Annotated in this window: 16 protein-coding genes; 11 read left to right on the top strand and 5 right to left on the bottom strand. The window is 46.2% G+C overall.

All coding sequences use genetic code 11. The features are described 5' to 3' along the window. The first annotated feature begins 155 nt into the window (after positions 1-155). The 3 genes from nfsA to ASG85_RS06460 all read left to right on the top strand — a co-directional run bounded on the left by nfsA (position 156) and on the right by ASG85_RS06460 (position 3,180). A complete protein-coding gene (gene nfsA / locus ASG85_RS06450; RefSeq protein ID WP_060645676.1) occupies positions 156-884 on the top strand; it encodes an oxygen-insensitive NADPH nitroreductase in 729 nt (242 codons plus the stop codon). A 500-nt stretch (positions 885-1,384) separates the two neighbouring features. Next, positions 1,385-1,672 carry a hypothetical protein gene (locus tag ASG85_RS06455; RefSeq protein WP_235549470.1) on the top strand — a complete coding sequence of 96 codons (288 nt, stop codon included), beginning with the start codon at positions 1,385-1,387 and terminating at the stop codon, positions 1,670-1,672. 179 nt (positions 1,673-1,851) lie between these two features. Beyond that, on the top strand, positions 1,852-3,180 hold the full coding sequence (locus tag ASG85_RS06460; RefSeq protein ID WP_057307274.1) for a DRTGG domain-containing protein: 1,329 nt from the start codon (positions 1,852-1,854) through the stop codon (positions 3,178-3,180). On the opposite strand, the gene ASG85_RS06465 is transcribed toward ASG85_RS06460, so the two are convergent. The 3 genes from ASG85_RS06465 to ASG85_RS06475 all read right to left on the bottom strand — a co-directional run bounded on the left by ASG85_RS06465 (position 3,177) and on the right by ASG85_RS06475 (position 4,386). Next, positions 3,177-3,470 carry a YtpI family protein gene (locus tag ASG85_RS06465; RefSeq protein WP_057307275.1) on the bottom strand — a complete coding sequence of 98 codons (294 nt, stop codon included), beginning with the start codon at positions 3,468-3,470 and terminating at the stop codon, positions 3,177-3,179. The genes ASG85_RS06460 and ASG85_RS06465 overlap by 4 nt on opposite strands. A gap of 95 nt (positions 3,471-3,565) precedes the next feature. After that, positions 3,566-3,967, bottom strand: a complete 402-nt coding sequence (locus ASG85_RS06470) for a hypothetical protein (RefSeq protein ID WP_156390260.1) — start codon at positions 3,965-3,967, stop codon at positions 3,566-3,568. Between the two features lie 86 nt (positions 3,968-4,053). After that, positions 4,054-4,386: a YtrH family sporulation protein gene (locus tag ASG85_RS06475; RefSeq protein WP_057307277.1), complete on the bottom strand. Its 333-nt coding sequence runs from the start codon at positions 4,384-4,386 to the stop codon at positions 4,054-4,056. 124 nt (positions 4,387-4,510) lie between these two features. On the opposite strand from ASG85_RS06475, the gene ASG85_RS06480 reads away from it, so the two are divergent. The 6 genes from ASG85_RS06480 (at position 4,511) to pyk (ending at position 12,721) form a co-directional block, all read left to right on the top strand. Further along, complete coding sequence (locus ASG85_RS06480; RefSeq protein ID WP_060645677.1) at positions 4,511-8,140, top strand: DNA polymerase III subunit alpha; 3,630 nt, start codon at positions 4,511-4,513, stop codon at positions 8,138-8,140. 71 nt (positions 8,141-8,211) lie between these two features. Next, positions 8,212-8,712: a phosphatidylglycerophosphatase A gene (locus tag ASG85_RS06485; RefSeq protein WP_057307279.1), complete on the top strand. Its 501-nt coding sequence runs from the start codon at positions 8,212-8,214 to the stop codon at positions 8,710-8,712. 175 nt (positions 8,713-8,887) lie between these two features. Then, positions 8,888-9,076: a hypothetical protein gene (locus ASG85_RS06490; RefSeq protein WP_057307280.1), complete on the top strand. Its 189-nt coding sequence runs from the start codon at positions 8,888-8,890 to the stop codon at positions 9,074-9,076. A 67-nt stretch (positions 9,077-9,143) separates the two neighbouring features. Further along, positions 9,144-10,010 carry an acetyl-CoA carboxylase, carboxyltransferase subunit beta gene (gene accD, locus ASG85_RS06495; RefSeq protein ID WP_057307281.1) on the top strand — a complete coding sequence of 289 codons (867 nt, stop codon included), beginning with the start codon at positions 9,144-9,146 and terminating at the stop codon, positions 10,008-10,010. Further along, entirely contained in the window at positions 10,000-10,974 is a 975-nt protein-coding gene (locus tag ASG85_RS06500) for an acetyl-CoA carboxylase carboxyltransferase subunit alpha (protein ID WP_060645678.1), read from the top strand. The genes accD and ASG85_RS06500 overlap by 11 nt, the downstream gene beginning before the upstream one ends. Continuing rightward, complete coding sequence (gene pyk, locus ASG85_RS06505) at positions 10,967-12,721, top strand: pyruvate kinase (RefSeq protein ID WP_057307283.1); 1,755 nt, start codon at positions 10,967-10,969, stop codon at positions 12,719-12,721. The genes ASG85_RS06500 and pyk overlap by 8 nt, the downstream gene beginning before the upstream one ends. Positions 12,722-13,167: 446 nt before the next feature. On the opposite strand, the gene ASG85_RS06510 is transcribed toward pyk, so the two are convergent. Continuing rightward, positions 13,168-13,377 carry a hypothetical protein gene (locus ASG85_RS06510; protein ID WP_057307284.1) on the bottom strand — a complete coding sequence of 70 codons (210 nt, stop codon included), beginning with the start codon at positions 13,375-13,377 and terminating at the stop codon, positions 13,168-13,170. A gap of 113 nt (positions 13,378-13,490) precedes the next feature. On the opposite strand from ASG85_RS06510, the gene ASG85_RS06515 reads away from it, so the two are divergent. Then, positions 13,491-13,955, top strand: coding sequence for an acyl-CoA thioesterase (locus tag ASG85_RS06515; RefSeq protein ID WP_057307285.1), 465 nt, complete (start codon positions 13,491-13,493; stop codon positions 13,953-13,955). Positions 13,956-13,968: 13 nt separating this feature from the next. After that, positions 13,969-14,364: an FxsA family protein gene (locus ASG85_RS06520; RefSeq protein ID WP_057307286.1), complete on the top strand. Its 396-nt coding sequence runs from the start codon at positions 13,969-13,971 to the stop codon at positions 14,362-14,364. 24 nt (positions 14,365-14,388) lie between these two features. Here the strand turns inward: ASG85_RS06520 and ytvI are convergent, their stop codons facing one another. Further along, the gene (gene ytvI, locus ASG85_RS06525; protein ID WP_057307287.1) at positions 14,389-15,525 is read right to left on the bottom strand and encodes a sporulation integral membrane protein YtvI; all 1,137 of its coding nucleotides are present in this window, start codon (positions 15,523-15,525) and stop codon (positions 14,389-14,391) included. Positions 15,526-15,659: the final 134 nt, after the last annotated feature.

Below are 15,659 nucleotides of genomic sequence, written 5' to 3' on the forward strand. Positions count from 1 at the left end.
GAAAATTCCTCTCGGGTGTCGGATAATTGCAAAGACGGATTGTTGGACAGTCTGGTTTCAGTGAGTCGAGGTTGCTTCGATCGTGACAGTTTGTCGACCATATCGGTGGAGACTTTCTTAATATATTCTACATATAGAAGAAAGGTTGTTGAAGGATGAACGAAATCATTTCTTTATTGCAAAATCATCGCTCCATTCGTAAGTTTACGAATGAACCAGTAAGCTCGGAACAGCTGGATGTTATTCTGGCAGCCGCTCAAGCGGCATCTACATCCAGCAATATGCAAGCATATAGCGTTATCCATGTAACGGATGACGGGCTGAAGAACCAGCTTGCCGCGCTAGCCGGCAATCAAGCTTACGTCAGCGAGTGTCCGCTGTTCCTAGTGTGGTGCGCGGATCTGCATCGATACGCGCAGGCTGTCCACCGTCACGGGGACACTCCGGTTACTGGCAACGCTGAGAACTTCATCGTTGCCACGGTAGATGCTGCATTAGCTGCGCAAAATGCAGCCATCGCCGCCGAGTCACTCGGACTCGGCGTAGTGTACATCGGCGGGCTGCGCAATAAGCCCGCTGAGGTGTCTCAGCTGCTGGGCTTGCCGCAGCTGGTGTACCCGGTCTTCGGCATGTGCATCGGCATGCCGGATCAAGAGCCGCCGCAGCGCCCGCGGCTCCCGCGAGAAGCCGTATACCATGAGAATCGGTATACGGATAACGAAGGAGCGGTCGACGTGTACGACGAGAGCATCCGCGACTATATGAAGGTTCGATCGGGCGGCAAAGTCGATACGACCTGGTCCAAGGACATGGCCGCCAAAGCGCAGCGGCCTAGAGAGCACATGAAACCCTTCCTAAGCTCCCAGGGTTTCGAGATTGAGTAAGCGAGACCGTCGATTCATTCGATCAATCTTGCTCTACATTAATTTGTCATAAATTGGGATCAATCGCTATATAGGCAGAATTTGGGTTGCTGGATGAATTCTTATTCGCTGTTGAATGATGTTGTAGTAAGTACAACAATTTATGCCTAAACCTCGTCTCTCTCCCTTCATTGTTGCATCATGTACAACAATTTGGCCCAATATAGACCATTTCACAACAAATGTGCTCAAAATGTTGTACGGAATGCAACTTCAAGTTGTAAAATAGCCTTTTGGCGTATGAATTGTTGTAGAAAATGCAACATTGGTAACAACGATAGGCCATCTGCCCTCACGAAAGCTGAATGACGCTAAATTCGTATATTGGAGTTATGAATACCAGTTGTGAATCAATCGACAGTCTCTAAGCCTTAATCTTTCGCTTTGAACATATAACAAGAACTTGTCTCATACAATGAAATTAGTATGAGATAGTTTCTTGCTTATCTAAAGCGAAAGGAGTGATCATTTTGAAAGGCTTTAAAAATGTCGTTTACATGAGCTTAACGTTAGGTATGCTATTTTACTCCATTCCCCAATTGGAGTTTCGAGATGTAGGATCGCTGCCTATGGTGTTTAGTAGCATCTGGATCGTGATGGCCCTGCTTGTGACAGCCTCTCATTTGCATCAAATACTTGGTGTGGATGAAGAGAAACGCAAAGAAATGAACCGCATCAATCGGATGAAAAAATGGCAGTTGGAGCAGCTTGTTCAAGGTCGCCGGAAACTTCTGCAGTTTCGCAAGTAGCGAAGAAGAGATTTCCATTTTGACAACGAACGTATGTTTGCTATAATACAAATAAAGTATCCAATCCAATAGGGTTGGATTTTTTATTTAGGAAAAGCTGATTTCATTGTTCTTGCGCTTTGGAACGATTATACTAGTAGTACAGAGTAATACAGGAACAAGCGAATGAGGTGTAACAGTTGGATACACAATCCGTGGATACATTAACGAAGCATGAACAAATTTTACGCTATATTGAAAGCTTGAAGCTTGGCAGCCGGATCTCCGTTCGCAAAATTGCCAAGAACATGGAAGTCAGTGAAGGAACGGCTTACCGAGCTATTAAAGAGGCCGAGAATCAAGGTCTGGTCTCGACCAAAGAGCGAATCGGAACCGTAAGAGTCGAGAAAAAGCTGCGGCAGAACATTGATAAGCTCACATTTGCTGAGGTAGTGAACATGGTCGATGGGCAAGTACTAGGTGGCTCACGTGGACTCCATAAGACGCTGCACAAGTTCGTTATCGGCGCGATGGAACAGGATGCCATGATGCGTTACATTGAGGCCGGCAGCCTTCTAATCGTTGGTAACCGCAACCGTGCCCATATCTGTGCTTTGGAACAAGGCGCAGGCGTACTCATTACGGGGGGATTTAACACCAGTACAGAGGTGAAAGTCCTTGCCGATGAACTGGAGCTGCCTATTATTTCGAGCAGCTACGATACGTTTACAGTTGCCTCTATGATTAATAGAGCCATATACGATCGTTTGATCAAGAAGAAAATTATGCTTGTCGAGGACATCCTGGCATCAGGTGCTTCCCTTTATGCTCTTAAGGCAAATAGTACACTGAAGGACTGGCAGCGCATGTCAGAGGATACCGGGTACAGCCGTTTTCCTGTTGTAGACGAGTGGAACCGAATTATTGGTGTTGTGACCTCGAAGGATATGGTGGGAGCTAATTCTCTACAAACAGTAGATAAGCTTATGACGCGCAGTCCGCTTACTGTAACGCCCCAAACTTCAGTAGCATCAGCAGCCCATATGATGGTGTGGGAAGGTATTGAATTGCTGCCAGTCGTGGATACAAACCGCAAAATCCTTGGCGTTCTTAATCGCAGCGATGTGTTGAAAGCCATGCAGTATATTCAGAAGCAGCCGCAGAATGGTGAAACGTTCGAGGATTTAATCTGGTCCGGACTGGAAGAGGTCAGGGATGAAAAGGGGTCACTGCAGTTTCATGGCGTTATCACCCCACAGATGACGAATCATTTGGGGACGGTATCGGAAGGTGTTCTTACAACGCTGATGACCCAAGCGGCCTATCGCATCGTGCAGGAACATAAGAAAGGGGATCTCGTCATGGACAATATGTCGACCTATTTCTTAAAACCGCTGCAAATTGACTCCAAAATAGAAATACGACCCACCATCATTGAAGTGAGCCGTAAGTTTGGCAAAATTGATGTAGAAATTTATCATGCTGGGACTTTGGTTTCCAAAGCGATGCTAACCGCTCAAGTCATTTAACGCAGCATGCGATCGAAGTGCCCGTGGTTGCGAATGCCGGCGAATAAGTTGAACAGACCTAGCAAGACCAGCACGGTGCCGAAGATGCGGCGAAAGCTGGATTCACTAAAGAAGAAGATTTGGGTGATGGCAATAAGAACGAGCATCAAACCCATGCAAATATTCATGCGGGCCGAGAATAAACCGCGTCTAGCCGCAACCGTTTCACGTCGAGACCGGAAGCTGAAGTATACGGAAAGCCCAAGCAGTATGCAAATAAGAGAGAATAAAGTGATTTGAATGGCGAACATCTGGTTAATCCGTCCTTTAGGCGAGTTTACTGTTTACTTTAGCGATTTTAATGAAAGATTGCAATATTCTATCACCTAAAAAGTGCTCAGGGCGGTTATGTTCGCTTCTCTTGGGCTGTAATCCAGACAGTTAGTTCGGTTTGAATCAATATGATGGATTTGATCTCAACGACATATTTTTTATCATGCAAAATATAGGTCCGCTGGGTAATAATTCTTTCATAAAGGGGCTGTGAGTCCCGCACGAACGCGGCCTTTTGGCCAATAACGAGCTTGAGCTCACTCTTCACATCCACCTCGATTTCTTTCTGTATATCTTCACTGATGAGTTCATTTTGGTTTTTGGGAAGCAGATGAACATTGACTGTGTTAATTAATGCTTGTTTATTTTTTGTTTTATTTAAATTTTCGATATCATCAAGGAGATCGCGATTTTCCTCCAAATATTTATGCATTTGCACATAGAGCTGATTGTAGGTGTGCTGATGAATGCTCATATAAATTGCGCTCCCAATGATGGCTCCCGAAAGCATCAGTCCTAAACTCGAAAGCAGACGTTGATATCGGGCAAAAGGAGGGATCCTCAAGGCTGATTGCCCCCTTTGCAGATCATTTGAATAAGTGACGTGCCCATCTGAGCGCCTATAAAGGCAACAATAATCAGAATGATTTGCTTAATAGCGGGATTCAAATGCCCTATAGCTACATGGCTTTCAATATAGCGTATCGGATCAATCGTGCCGCCAACAGCAGCTACCATGGCCCAGATTTTAATGTTTTCTGAAATGGTTAGCATTTTTTCTGTCGGTGATTGAAGCGTGAGCACGGCTGCTATTCCACTTAACATGCTGCCTCCAAATACGACCCCGAATGCAATACAGAAATACACGATAATATTTGCCCAAAAGACATACATGTCCTTATCGCTTCCTTTCCAGCTAAGTTAAAGAGGACAAACTCTCTATACTTAATGTATGGGAATGCCTAGCTCCAATATGATAAAATATAAGGAATAAAATGAAAGAAGGGAGGACATGCTGATGAGTTCGTTTGTACACTTGCATGTTCATAGTGAATACAGTTTATTAGACGGTGCGGCACGTATGGAGGAGCTTGTTGCACAAGCAGCTAATCTTGGCATGACCTCTCTGGCATTGACGGATCACGGTGTCATGTACGGGGCCATTGCCTTCTACAAAGCCTGCAAACAAAGAGGCATTAAACCAATTATTGGTTGTGAAGTCTATTTCACAGCGGGATCTATTCGCGATAAAGGGACTAGACAGGAACAGCCGATTTATCACCTCATCCTGCTAGCCAAAAATTTCCAAGGCTATCAAAATTTAATGAAGCTCTGTTCAATCGGACATTTACAGGGCTTTCACTATAAACCGCGTATCGATTTGGAACATTTAGCCAAGCATTCAGAGGGACTTATTTGTCTGAGCTCCTGCTTAGGCAGCGAGGTTTCCCAGCATCTGCTTCACAATCGTCATGAAGAAGCCCGAAAAGCGGCTGAGCGCTATCGTGACATATTCGGAGATGATTTCTTTCTGGAAATTCAAGATCATGGGATGATTGAGCAGAAAAAAGTGATGGTCTCGATGATCGAGCTGAGCAAAGAAACCGGGATCCCGCTAATTGCCACGAATGATGTGCATTATGTGACTGAACCAGATCATGTGATGCAGGACATTCTCATCTGTATTGGAACAGGCAAAACGGTGGAGGACACCGATCGGCTTAAGATGGGTACAAGTCAGATGTATTTGAAAAGCGAGGAGGAGATGGGACGTTTATTCGTCCATGTCCCCGAAGCGCTTACGAATACAAGCGTTGTAGCTTCACGCTGTGAGCTCGAACTTACGTTCGGTAAATCGATTTTACCTAGCTTTCGTCCTATACCTGAGCACCTCACGGCTGGTGAATATTTACGAGAGCTTTGTATGCAGGGGTTGGAGCAGCGTTATTCTACTAAATCTGAGTGGCATACTGCGGATTCGCCGCTGCGGAAACAAGCTGAGGAACGTCTAGCTTATGAGCTCGGCGTCATTGAGAACATGGGTTTTTCTGATTACTTCTTAATCGTTTGGGATTTTATTCGTTTTGCGCACGAAAAGAATATCATGACCGGACCAGGTAGGGGATCTTCTGCCGGAAGTCTAGTTGCTTATGTACTCCGTATTACGAATGTCGATCCACTTAAATATAAGCTGCTGTTTGAACGTTTTCTTAACCCGGAACGGATTACGATGCCGGATATTGATATCGATTTTAGCGATGAACGCCGGGATGAAGTGATTGACTATGTGGTTGCCAAATATGGGCACGAGCATGTCGCGCAAATTATTACCTTCGGAACGATGGCGGCCAAAGCCGCGGTAAGGGACGTCGGACGCGTATTAAATGTACCCTATGGGGACGTTGACCGTGCGGCCAAGGCAATTCCGAATCAACTAGGTATGACTTTATCGGAAGCACTCCAGATTAGTTCTGATTTAAAGGGGCTGGTTGCAAGACAGCCCAAGACAGCAGAATTGCTGGAAATGGCGATGCGTGTTGAAGGAATGCCGCGCCATGCTTCAACGCATGCGGCAGGGGTTGTTATTTCCAGAGAACCGTTAACGCAGTATGTCCCTCTCCAAGAAGGCACGGCTCAGACAGCTCTTACCCAGTATACGATGGAGCATTTGGAGGCCATCGGACTGTTGAAAATGGATTTTCTCGGCTTGCGGACGCTGTCTATTATAGAACGAACGGTTGATTGGATAGCACAGATGGAAAATGTGCGTCTCAACTTTGATATGCTGGACATGGATGAGGATGCTGTGACCTACGGTATGCTTAGTAAGGGAGAAACGACGGGTGTCTTCCAATTGGAGTCATCGGGTGTACGCAAGGTGTTGAAGGATTTGAAGCCTTCTGTGTTTGAGGATATTATTTCCGTTGTGGCCTTGTACCGTCCAGGTCCGATGGAGTTTATACCTAAGTATATTTATGGGAAGCACGGACAGGTGGAGGTCGTTTATCCGCACCCCACGTTAGAGCCTATCCTTCGGGATACGTACGGCATTATCGTCTACCAAGAGCAAATTATGCAAATTGCCTCATCTATGGCTGGTTTTAGCTTAGGCGAAGCAGATTTGTTAAGACGAGCAGTGTCCAAGAAGAAGCGGGAAGTGCTGGATGAAGAACGGGCACATTTCGTTTCGGGCAGCTTGCGTCAAGGTTTTAATGCCAATGAGGCTAATCATGTGTATGATATGATCGTGCGTTTTGCTGATTATGGTTTTCCGCGTGCGCATGCAACGGCTTACGGGGTGTTGGCATTCCAAACGGCTTATTTAAAAGCGCACTATCCGATTTATTTTATGGCTTCTATGTTAACGGCTGTTATGGGGAATCATCGGAAGGTAGCCGAATATGTGGATGAGTGCCGGCGGGTGAAATTGGCTGTGCTGCCGCCTGATGTTAATGGCAGCGGAACGGTATTTACACCGGATCCTGCGGCCGGGGCTATCCGCTTCGGACTTGCAGCGATCAAAAATGTAGGCACTCAAGCTATCGATGCTATTCTTAATGAACGGAAAAAGTCACAGTTCGAGAGCTTGCTTGATTTCTGCAGACGTGTAGATTTACGCGTATGTAATAAACGAGTGATTGAATCGCTCATTCAAGGTGGAGCCTTTGACACTCTAGGCGGGCATCGCGCTCAGCTGATGGCTATTCTCGATGAAACCATCGCCTCCGCAACCAAATGGCGCAAGGAACGGGATGATCTGCAGCTTCACCTCTTTGGCTTCGTTGAAGAACCAAATTGGGAGGTGGAGGTTCCGAATATTCCTCCGATGCCGCAAAGTAAACAATTGGAGCTCGAGAAGGAACTTCTCGGCATGTATATATCTGGACATCCGCTTGATGCCTATGCGGAGCAGCTTATTGAGATGGAAGCGGCTATGCTTCATCAATTAGCCGAGCTGCCAGATAACAGCGAGGTGCTTGTAGCGGGGATGATCCTCTCGAATAAGACGATTGTCACGAAGAAAGGGCAGCCCATGGCGTTCATGGAGCTGGAGGATCGCATTGACAAGATCGAGGTGGTGTTGTTCCCCGAGACCTGGAAGAATGCGGCTCCGCTCGTGCAGAAGGGCAGACTGGTCCTCGTCCGGGCGAAGCTGCAGCTTCAGGACGAGGACCCGCCCAAGCTGCTCGCGGAGCAGCTTGTCGCGCTGGACGACCCTGCAGGCGTCCAGCGGCTTCGCCGGCAGCCAGGGGCGCATAGGCGATCAGCTGACGTAGTCAGTGATCGGCCTGCGCGCGCGGCTGCCATCTCAGGCGGCGCACGCAGCGCCGCCGCTGTCACACAGGCGGCCCCTGCGGCGGGCCGCCAGGAGTCCCGCGCTGCGGCGCAGCCGGCGCGCACGAACGCTGCGGAGCCGAAGGCGCAGCGCGTGTTCGTCAAGATCTCGGCTGACTGCGAGCAGCCGGATAAGCTTCTGCAGCTGAAGGCGCTGCTGAAGCTGCATAAGGGGGGGCTCGCAGTTGCGCTTTTCTACGAAAGGAGCAACAAGCTCTTGGCCCTGAGCGACCAATATTTGGTCGATCCTTCGAAGGATTTGTTCCGTATGATTGAGACCATAATGGGTAAAGATTCGGTCAGAGTGAAATAAAGATAGCATCCTTCGCATATGAATAGGAACCCGGTATTTCAAGGGCTTAATACATGCGTAGGAGGAGACTTATGACCGAACAACATATGATCCAGTTGCTGCAGAGACGTGGTGTAACGGTAGAGCAAATCTCTGAAATTGTGTTCAAGCTGCAAAAGCCCTATAATGATCAACTATCGCAAGAAGAGTGTATTGAGAGTGTGCTGGCTGTTCTCGCCAAGCGGGAAGTACAGTATACGCTTTATACGGGCATTGCTCTTGATGAATTGGCAGAGAAAAAGCTGTTGCCCGAGCCTTTGCAATCGATTCTTGAAGCGGATGAACCTCTGTTCGGTGTCGATGAAACTCTGGCCCTAGGCATTGTTCATGTATATGGGATGATTGGATTAACTAGCTTTGGCTATTTAGATAAAGAAAAAATGGGTATTATCCGAACATTGAATGATGATCGAAGTTCTGTTCATGTTTTTCTGGATGATTTGATCTGTGGTTTAGCGGCAGCGGCTTCTGCCAGAATCGCTCATCAGAATGAGCATGCGCCTGATTATAGCAGTAAATTACGTCTGGACTAGCTCAAAAAAGTTCAGACTTCACTTTTTTTCATGAACGTGCTCTGTTGCGGGAAAAAGAGAAATTATGATATCATTATTCCATTGTGTGCGCCTATGCTTATGTAGGATGTTAATTATCATCGTTGCTAACTTGCCCTAATCCATGTAGTTGCACGTCATAGGAGGTTTTTTTTTCATGTGGACGGTGATATACATAGCTCCTACCGCGAAGATTGCAGAGCGGATTAAACAGAGGCTGACGGAAGAAGGATTTCTCGTACAAGTTCGGGGTATATCCTTATCCAAAAATCAGTTCGAAATCGTCGTACCCGCAGGTGAAGTAGAGGAAGTTCAGGAAGTGCTCAATTCTATTTTACATAGATAATGAAAAGTAGAAGCAAGTAACGTGGCTTGTCAGAAGTTCAAGATAATAGCCAAGTAGAGGTGGAAATGTGCTAAAGGATTTATTTCAAAAGCGTAAATATGCAACGATTCCTTCCGAGAAAACAAAAAGGGATATTCCCGAAGGTTTAATGAATAAATGCCCGAAATGCGGTACGATCCAAACGAGTAAAGAGCTTGAGAAAAATCTAAAAGTCTGTACAGCTTGTGGCTATCATTATCGTTTAAGTGCCTTGGAACGTATCCAATTAACGCTCGATGAAGGTCAGTTTTTGGAATACGACGCAGACATGATCTCCGAGGATCCGTTGGAGTTCCCTGACTACGTTGAGAAATTGGATAAAGCGAAGAGCACAACGAAATTACAAGATGCAATTATGACCGGTGAAGGTACGATTGGTGGCTATCCGGTTATTGTTGCGGCCATGAGTTTTGACTTCATGGGTGGATCACTAGGCTCCGTTGTTGGGGAGAAAATAACCAGAGCAATCGAAGCTGCCATTCAAAAGAAAGTTCCAATTATCATTTACTCCACATCAGGTGGAGCTCGTATGCAAGAAAGCATTCTAAGCTTGATGCAAATGGCGAAGACAAGCGCTGCTTTGTCCAAGCTCGGCGCGGAAGGCGGATTGTTTATTTCTATTATTACAGATCCGACTTTCGGCGGTGTATCTGCGAGTTTTGCTATGCTAGGCGATATTATTATTGCTGAACCTGCTGCACCATTTGGATTTACAGGCCGTCGTGTTATTGAACAAACGATTAAACAAAAGCTGCCGGACAATTTCCAGACATCTGAATTCAATCTCGAGCATGGTCAGCTCGACAAGGTCGTGAGCCGTAAGGATATGCGTCCTACGTTAATCAAGCTGTTAGACATGCACGGAGTGAAGGGGGAGGCGACTTATGGCGGGTGAAATGCCGTTTGAACAGCCGCTGGCGGAACTAAAGAAGAAGATTGCGGAACTGCGTACTTTTGGCGCTGAGAAGCAAATTGACTTTTCAGAAGAAATCCGCCGTTTGGAAGAAAGATATGCTGAACTCGAAGATGAGCTTTATGCGAATATGTCTTCTGCTGAGAAAATGCAGTTGGCTCGCCATCCGCAAAGGCCGACAACGATTGATTATATTGGAACCATTTTCACGGATTTCATAGAGTTTCATGGCGATCGCCTTTATGGGGATGACCTCGCGATTGTAGGTGGACTAGCCAAATTGAACGGCATTCCAGTTACGGTTGTCGGTCACCAAAAAGGGAAAGATACGAAGGATAATATCGCTCGTAACTTCGGCTGTCCGCATCCAGAAGGTTTCCGTAAAGCGCTGAGGTTGATGCGTCAAGCGAACAAATTTAAGCGTCCTATTGTGACGTTTATTGATACCAAAGGTGCATTCCCTGGGAATGCTGCAGAAGAGCGCGGCCAAGGAGAAGCGATTGCCAGAAATTTACTGGAAATGGCCTCTTTTCGTGTGCCGATTATCTGTATTGTTATTGGGGAAGGCGGCAGTGGCGGCGCACTTGGATTAGGTGTAGGTAACAAGGTATTGATGTTGGAGAATGCTATTTATTCGGTTATTAGTCCCGAAGGCGCGGCTTCCATCTTATATAAAGATGCTTCCAAAGCTTTACACGCGGCAGAAGCAATGAAAATTACTGCAGATCATATCTTGGAGCAAAAGGTGATCGACGGTATTATCCCGGAGCCTAAAGGTGGCGCACACCGGGATTTAGCAGCACAAGCAGAATTGATCAAAACAGCTATCTGGGAACAGCTTCAGCATTTGCTAAGTATGAACGAACAGGAGCTGCTCGAGGACCGTTACCGTAAATTTAGAGAGATCGGCCGGTTCACATTCACTCAGGAGGGAAACCATGCGTAAAACGAAAATTGTCTGTACCATTGGACCTGCAAGCGAATCACAAGAGAATTTGAAAAAGCTTCTAGAAGCGGGAATGAATGTTGCCCGTCTTAACTTCTCCCACGGGGATTTTGAGGAGCACGGCGCACGTATCCGCAACCTTCGCGCTGCATCCGCTGAGACAGGCAAAGTAGCAGCTATTTTGCTTGATACCAAAGGACCGGAAATTCGCACGGGAAAATTGAAAGAAGAGCCGATTGAGCTTGTTCAGGACAAGCACATCATTTTGACAACAGAAGAAATCTTAGGCGATGCAGATCGTATCTCAGTAACCTATTCGAATCTGCCGCGTGACGTTGCTGTTGGATCTACCATTCTAATCGATGATGGTTTAATTGGTCTTTCTGTTGTTGGTATTCGTGGAACCGAAATCGAGTGCCGCATTGTCAATGGTGGAACGATTAAAAGCAAAAAAGGCGTAAACGTGCCAGGTGTAAAAATCAGTCTTCCAGGGATCACGGAGAAGGATGCCAACGATATCGTTTTCGGTATTGAGCAGGGCGTAGATTTCATCGCCGCTTCTTTCGTACGTAAAGCAAGTGACGTTATGGAAATTCGTGAATTGTTGGAAAGACACAATGCTTCACACATTCAGATCATTAGTAAAATCGAGAACCAAGAGGGCGTTGACAACTTAGACGAGATCCTCGAAGTATCCGATGGTCTGATGGTTGCTCGTGGGGATCTTGGCGTTGAAATTCCTGCAGAAGATGTTCCTGTTGTCCAAAAACAGATGATCAAAAAATGTAACATCGTAGGTAAGCCGGTTATTACGGCAACGATGATGCTCGACTCCATGCAGCGTAACCCGCGTCCAACGCGTGCAGAAGCAAGTGACGTAGCCAATGCGGTGTTCGACGGAACGGATGCTGTGATGTTGTCCGGTGAAACAGCTGCTGGTAAATATCCAGTTGAGTCCGTGCAAACGATGGCTCGTATCGCTGAGCGTGCAGAAGAAGCATTAGAATATAAAGAAATTTTCCTTCGTCAAGCTCAAGCTCAGCAAGTTACAGTAACTGAAGCGATTTCGCAAGCGGTAGCTAACTCAGCTTTGGAGCTGGGTGCGAAAGCGATTTTAACAGCCACAGAAAGTGGATATACGGCTAGAATGGTGTCCAAATACCGTCCAAAATCACCAATCATCGCAGTTACGCCTAGCGAGCAAGTCATTCGCCGCTTGTCCCTCGTATGGGGTGTTATTCCAGTGATGGGTGTGCAAGCGAAAACGACGGACGAGCTGTTTAACCTTGCTGTGGATAGCAGTATTAAAACGGGTATCGTGTCTCTTGGGGATATCGTTGTTATTACAGCAGGCGTTCCTGTTGGACGCTCCGGAACTACGAACTTGATCAAGGTTCATCAAGTAGGCGAGATGATCGCCAAAGGAACAGGTATCGGCATGCAGACGGCAAGTGGTATCGTTGTAACAGCTCGTACACCAGAAGAAGCGAATGCGAAAATGGTAGACGGTGCTGTACTTGTAACGGTATCGACGGACAAAGAATATATGCCAGCTGTACAAAGAGCTTCAGCGTTGATTACCGAAGTTGGCGGGATCACTTCCCATGCGGCAGTAGTCGCTTTAAGCCTTGGTATTCCGGTCATTGTAGGCGTCGAGAACGCAGTCGAAATAATCAAAGACGGCACAGAAGTTTCGATCTATCCAGAAGTTGGCGTTATCTACTCTGGTCAAGCGAGCGTTCTGTAAGTAAAGCAAAGAGTGAAGCGAGATTAGTCTCGGCTTCACTCTTTTTATTTTGCTAACTATGGAAACTTAAGCATTCATACCCGTCTCGAAGGTGACAGTCGAACTCAAACCGACGCCAAACGGAACGAGAGAACGCTATTTACTGTTAAATCTCGATTTCAGATGATTAACGGAACGTACAAACGTTATTTTTTCGAAATGAAGGGTTAAAAGGCTCAATTTTGCCGAAATAGCGTCACGTAGTTCCGCTTCATCCTTCTAAAAGGCTGAATTCAGCGAAATAAGGCTTCTGGGTTCCCCTAAGCGTCAGAATGTTGCTAACGTACCGAACAAATCATCCCAAAGAGATCATATAGAGAGAATACGGGACTTAGCATACACACTAACCAAGTGCCTAGACCCCGTCTAGTAGGACTTGGGTAATACTTCCAATTTGAGTACATAAATTACTCCCAGCACTCCGCATCACTTGCATCATTACGTGCCACTCCCAGCTCCGTATCATTCGTCTGACTCCGCATCACTTGCATCACTATGCGCCACTCCCAGCACTCCGCCTCACTTGCATCACTACGCGCCACTCCCAGCTCCGTATCATTCGTCTGACTCCGACTCACTCCCCAGCACTCCGCATCACTTGCATCATTACGCGCCACTCCCAGCTCTCCGTATCCTCAGCCTCACTCTACCTCACTCCCAGCACTACCCATCCCTAACCCTAGCTGTGCTATAATTGTTCTAAGACTTGTATTTGGAGGCGTACATCATCATGACTCAGGAGCGCTGGCATCAGCATCAGTTTCGTGTGAGATATGAAGAAACGGATCAAATGGGGGTTGTGTACCATGCCAACTATTTGACGTGGTTCGAGATTGGGCGGACCGAACTTATCAGGGAGCTTGGATACCCATACAGGCGGATCGAGGAGAAGGGGCTGTTGCTGCCGCTTGTCGAAGCGGAGATTAAGTTTAAGAAGCCTGCTCGTTATGATGACTTGGTATGTGTGAACACGCGAGTGATTGACATGAGCAGTGTTCGGCTCCATTTTGCCTATGAAATCCGTAGAGTTTCAGAAGAAATGATGGCTCTAACCGCAGATTCTGCTGCACAACCTACCGGGGACTTACTTGTTACTGGAGCAACTCATCACGTTTGGGTGAATCCTTCTTGGAAGCCAATACGTATAGAGAAGGAAGCGCCAGAATTATGGCAGCTGTTAGCTAAGTATTCTTAAAGGGGCTGAGCTTATGTTTCGAATCATTCTTGCCATTTTTATTCTAGTACCTGCCATAGAAATTACGCTTCTCATCACATTGGGGCATTTTATAGGCGGCTGGACAACATTCGCGCTTATAATTATTAGCGGCTTCCTAGGTGCTTATTTCGCCAAGCGGGAAGGACGCAAAGTACTGGAGTATGCCAAGTTTGAATGGTCGCAGGGCCAACTGCCGGCACAGCACTTGTTAGATGGAATCTGTATTTTCATTGGCGGCATTTTATTAATTACGCCGGGATTCATCACGGATATTTTCGGATTTCTACTTGTTTTTCCTTACACGAGACCGATCTTCAAAGTGATGCTGCTTGCACTGATTAAAAAACAAATCGGCAGAGGCCGAATCAATATCATAAAGCGTAGATAAAGAATAAAGGCTCGGTCACCCCGCCTATTTGGGAGGAACCGAGCCTTTTTGTATGTAAGTCGCAATATCATGAAAGATTCTTGCGCGATAGAACGCTGCAATCAGAATGAGAGTCACAGGACCCACAATAAGTCCGAGGAGTCCGAATAGTTTCAATCCAACGAACATAGCGATTAACGTAGCCAGAGGGTCTAATCCGACTGAGGAGGCGAGCACTTTGGGTTCCATAATCTGTCTGGCAATCACGATGACGCCATACAGCACACTGAGGCCGATTCCGAGGAAAAAATCTCCTTGTGCAAAGAAAACGTACAAAATCCAAGGCACCATGACCGCACCTGTCCCCAAATAAGGCATCAGGTCTGCTAAGCCTGTTAATAAACCGATGGTTATAGCATAATCAACGCGCAAGACCAGCAAGCCAATGATGACCACAAGAGCGGTTAGTGAAACAAGAATGAGTTGGGCGCGCATGTAGCCGAACAGAGCTTTTTGCAAATCAGTCCGAATCAATTGGGTGGTCTTCACGATCATGTCGGAGAAGATCCCTTTATACCGTTTAATAAGCTGATACCAATCTTTACTAATGAAAAAGGTGGCCAGCATAACAATAATGGTGATGGTCGCGATATTCGGTAAAGAAGTTAGAAATCTTTTCAAAGTATCAAATACATAGCCAATAATGAACTTACTTACGTCTGCAATGGAGCCTGCTGTCGAGGATAAATTATTGTTGACGGTTTCTTGATATTTCGGGTTATTTTCAAAAAACTGATTAATACGTTCAATCAAATCCTGGAAAGCTGTAGAATTAATGAAAACATTGAATTGCTCCACCCATAGGTTAATTTGAATCTGCAAGGTATCCGCAAGTGAACCTAATTCTACGACTATATTCGCAACTAGTAAGGTTATGGCCGTAACCATGGCACCTATAAATAACAACATAGATAAGGTAACGGCAAGCCAGCGCGGGAATTTCACTTTGAATTGGAAGAAGTTCACAAGGGGATTAAGCATAAGAGCTAGAATCCACCCGAAAATAAATGGGTAAATCAGAGGGATAACATAGTAGAAAGCGAGTCCGATTAGAACAATAATTAGTGCCACCCAAATGCCCCTGAAAATCTGGTGAACTAAACGTGGATTCAGGATACCCATGGTTTTTTCTCTCCTAGTTTCAAGTCTTTTCATTGTAACATGATCTTGGATAAATACGGAAATAACATCACCTTTACAAAATCTTCATATATTGAAACAGGGGATTCTGCATTGTCGGTGCAGAGCACGCATAG

The organism is Paenibacillus sp. Soil724D2, from assembly GCF_001427935.1.
In the GTDB taxonomy this organism is placed as follows: Bacteria; Bacillota; Bacilli; order Paenibacillales; family NBRC-103111; genus Paenibacillus_E.

Excerpts from the sequence above, each read along its gene's own strand:
- ASG85_RS06465 (WP_057307275.1), bottom strand. The coding sequence starts at position 3,470 with ATGTTCGCCATTCAAATCACTTTATTCTCTCTTATTTGCATACTGCTT.
- nfsA (WP_060645676.1), top strand. The coding sequence starts at position 156 with ATGAACGAAATCATTTCTTTATTGCAAAATCATCGCTCCATTCGTAAG.
- ASG85_RS06485 (WP_057307279.1), top strand. The coding sequence starts at position 8,212 with ATGACCGAACAACATATGATCCAGTTGCTGCAGAGACGTGGTGTAACG.
- ASG85_RS06470 (WP_156390260.1), bottom strand. The coding sequence starts at position 3,967 with ATGAGCATTCATCAGCACACCTACAATCAGCTCTATGTGCAAATGCAT.
- ASG85_RS06515 (WP_057307285.1), top strand. The coding sequence starts at position 13,491 with ATGACTCAGGAGCGCTGGCATCAGCATCAGTTTCGTGTGAGATATGAA.
- ASG85_RS06490 (WP_057307280.1), top strand. The coding sequence starts at position 8,888 with ATGTGGACGGTGATATACATAGCTCCTACCGCGAAGATTGCAGAGCGG.
- ytvI (WP_057307287.1), bottom strand. The coding sequence starts at position 15,525 with ATGGGTATCCTGAATCCACGTTTAGTTCACCAGATTTTCAGGGGCATT.
- pyk (WP_057307283.1), top strand. The coding sequence starts at position 10,967 with ATGCGTAAAACGAAAATTGTCTGTACCATTGGACCTGCAAGCGAATCA.
- ASG85_RS06500 (WP_060645678.1), top strand. The coding sequence starts at position 10,000 with ATGGCGGGTGAAATGCCGTTTGAACAGCCGCTGGCGGAACTAAAGAAG.
- ASG85_RS06520 (WP_057307286.1), top strand. The coding sequence starts at position 13,969 with ATGTTTCGAATCATTCTTGCCATTTTTATTCTAGTACCTGCCATAGAA.
- ASG85_RS06480 (WP_060645677.1), top strand. The coding sequence starts at position 4,511 with ATGAGTTCGTTTGTACACTTGCATGTTCATAGTGAATACAGTTTATTA.
- ASG85_RS06475 (WP_057307277.1), bottom strand. The coding sequence starts at position 4,386 with ATGTATGTCTTTTGGGCAAATATTATCGTGTATTTCTGTATTGCATTC.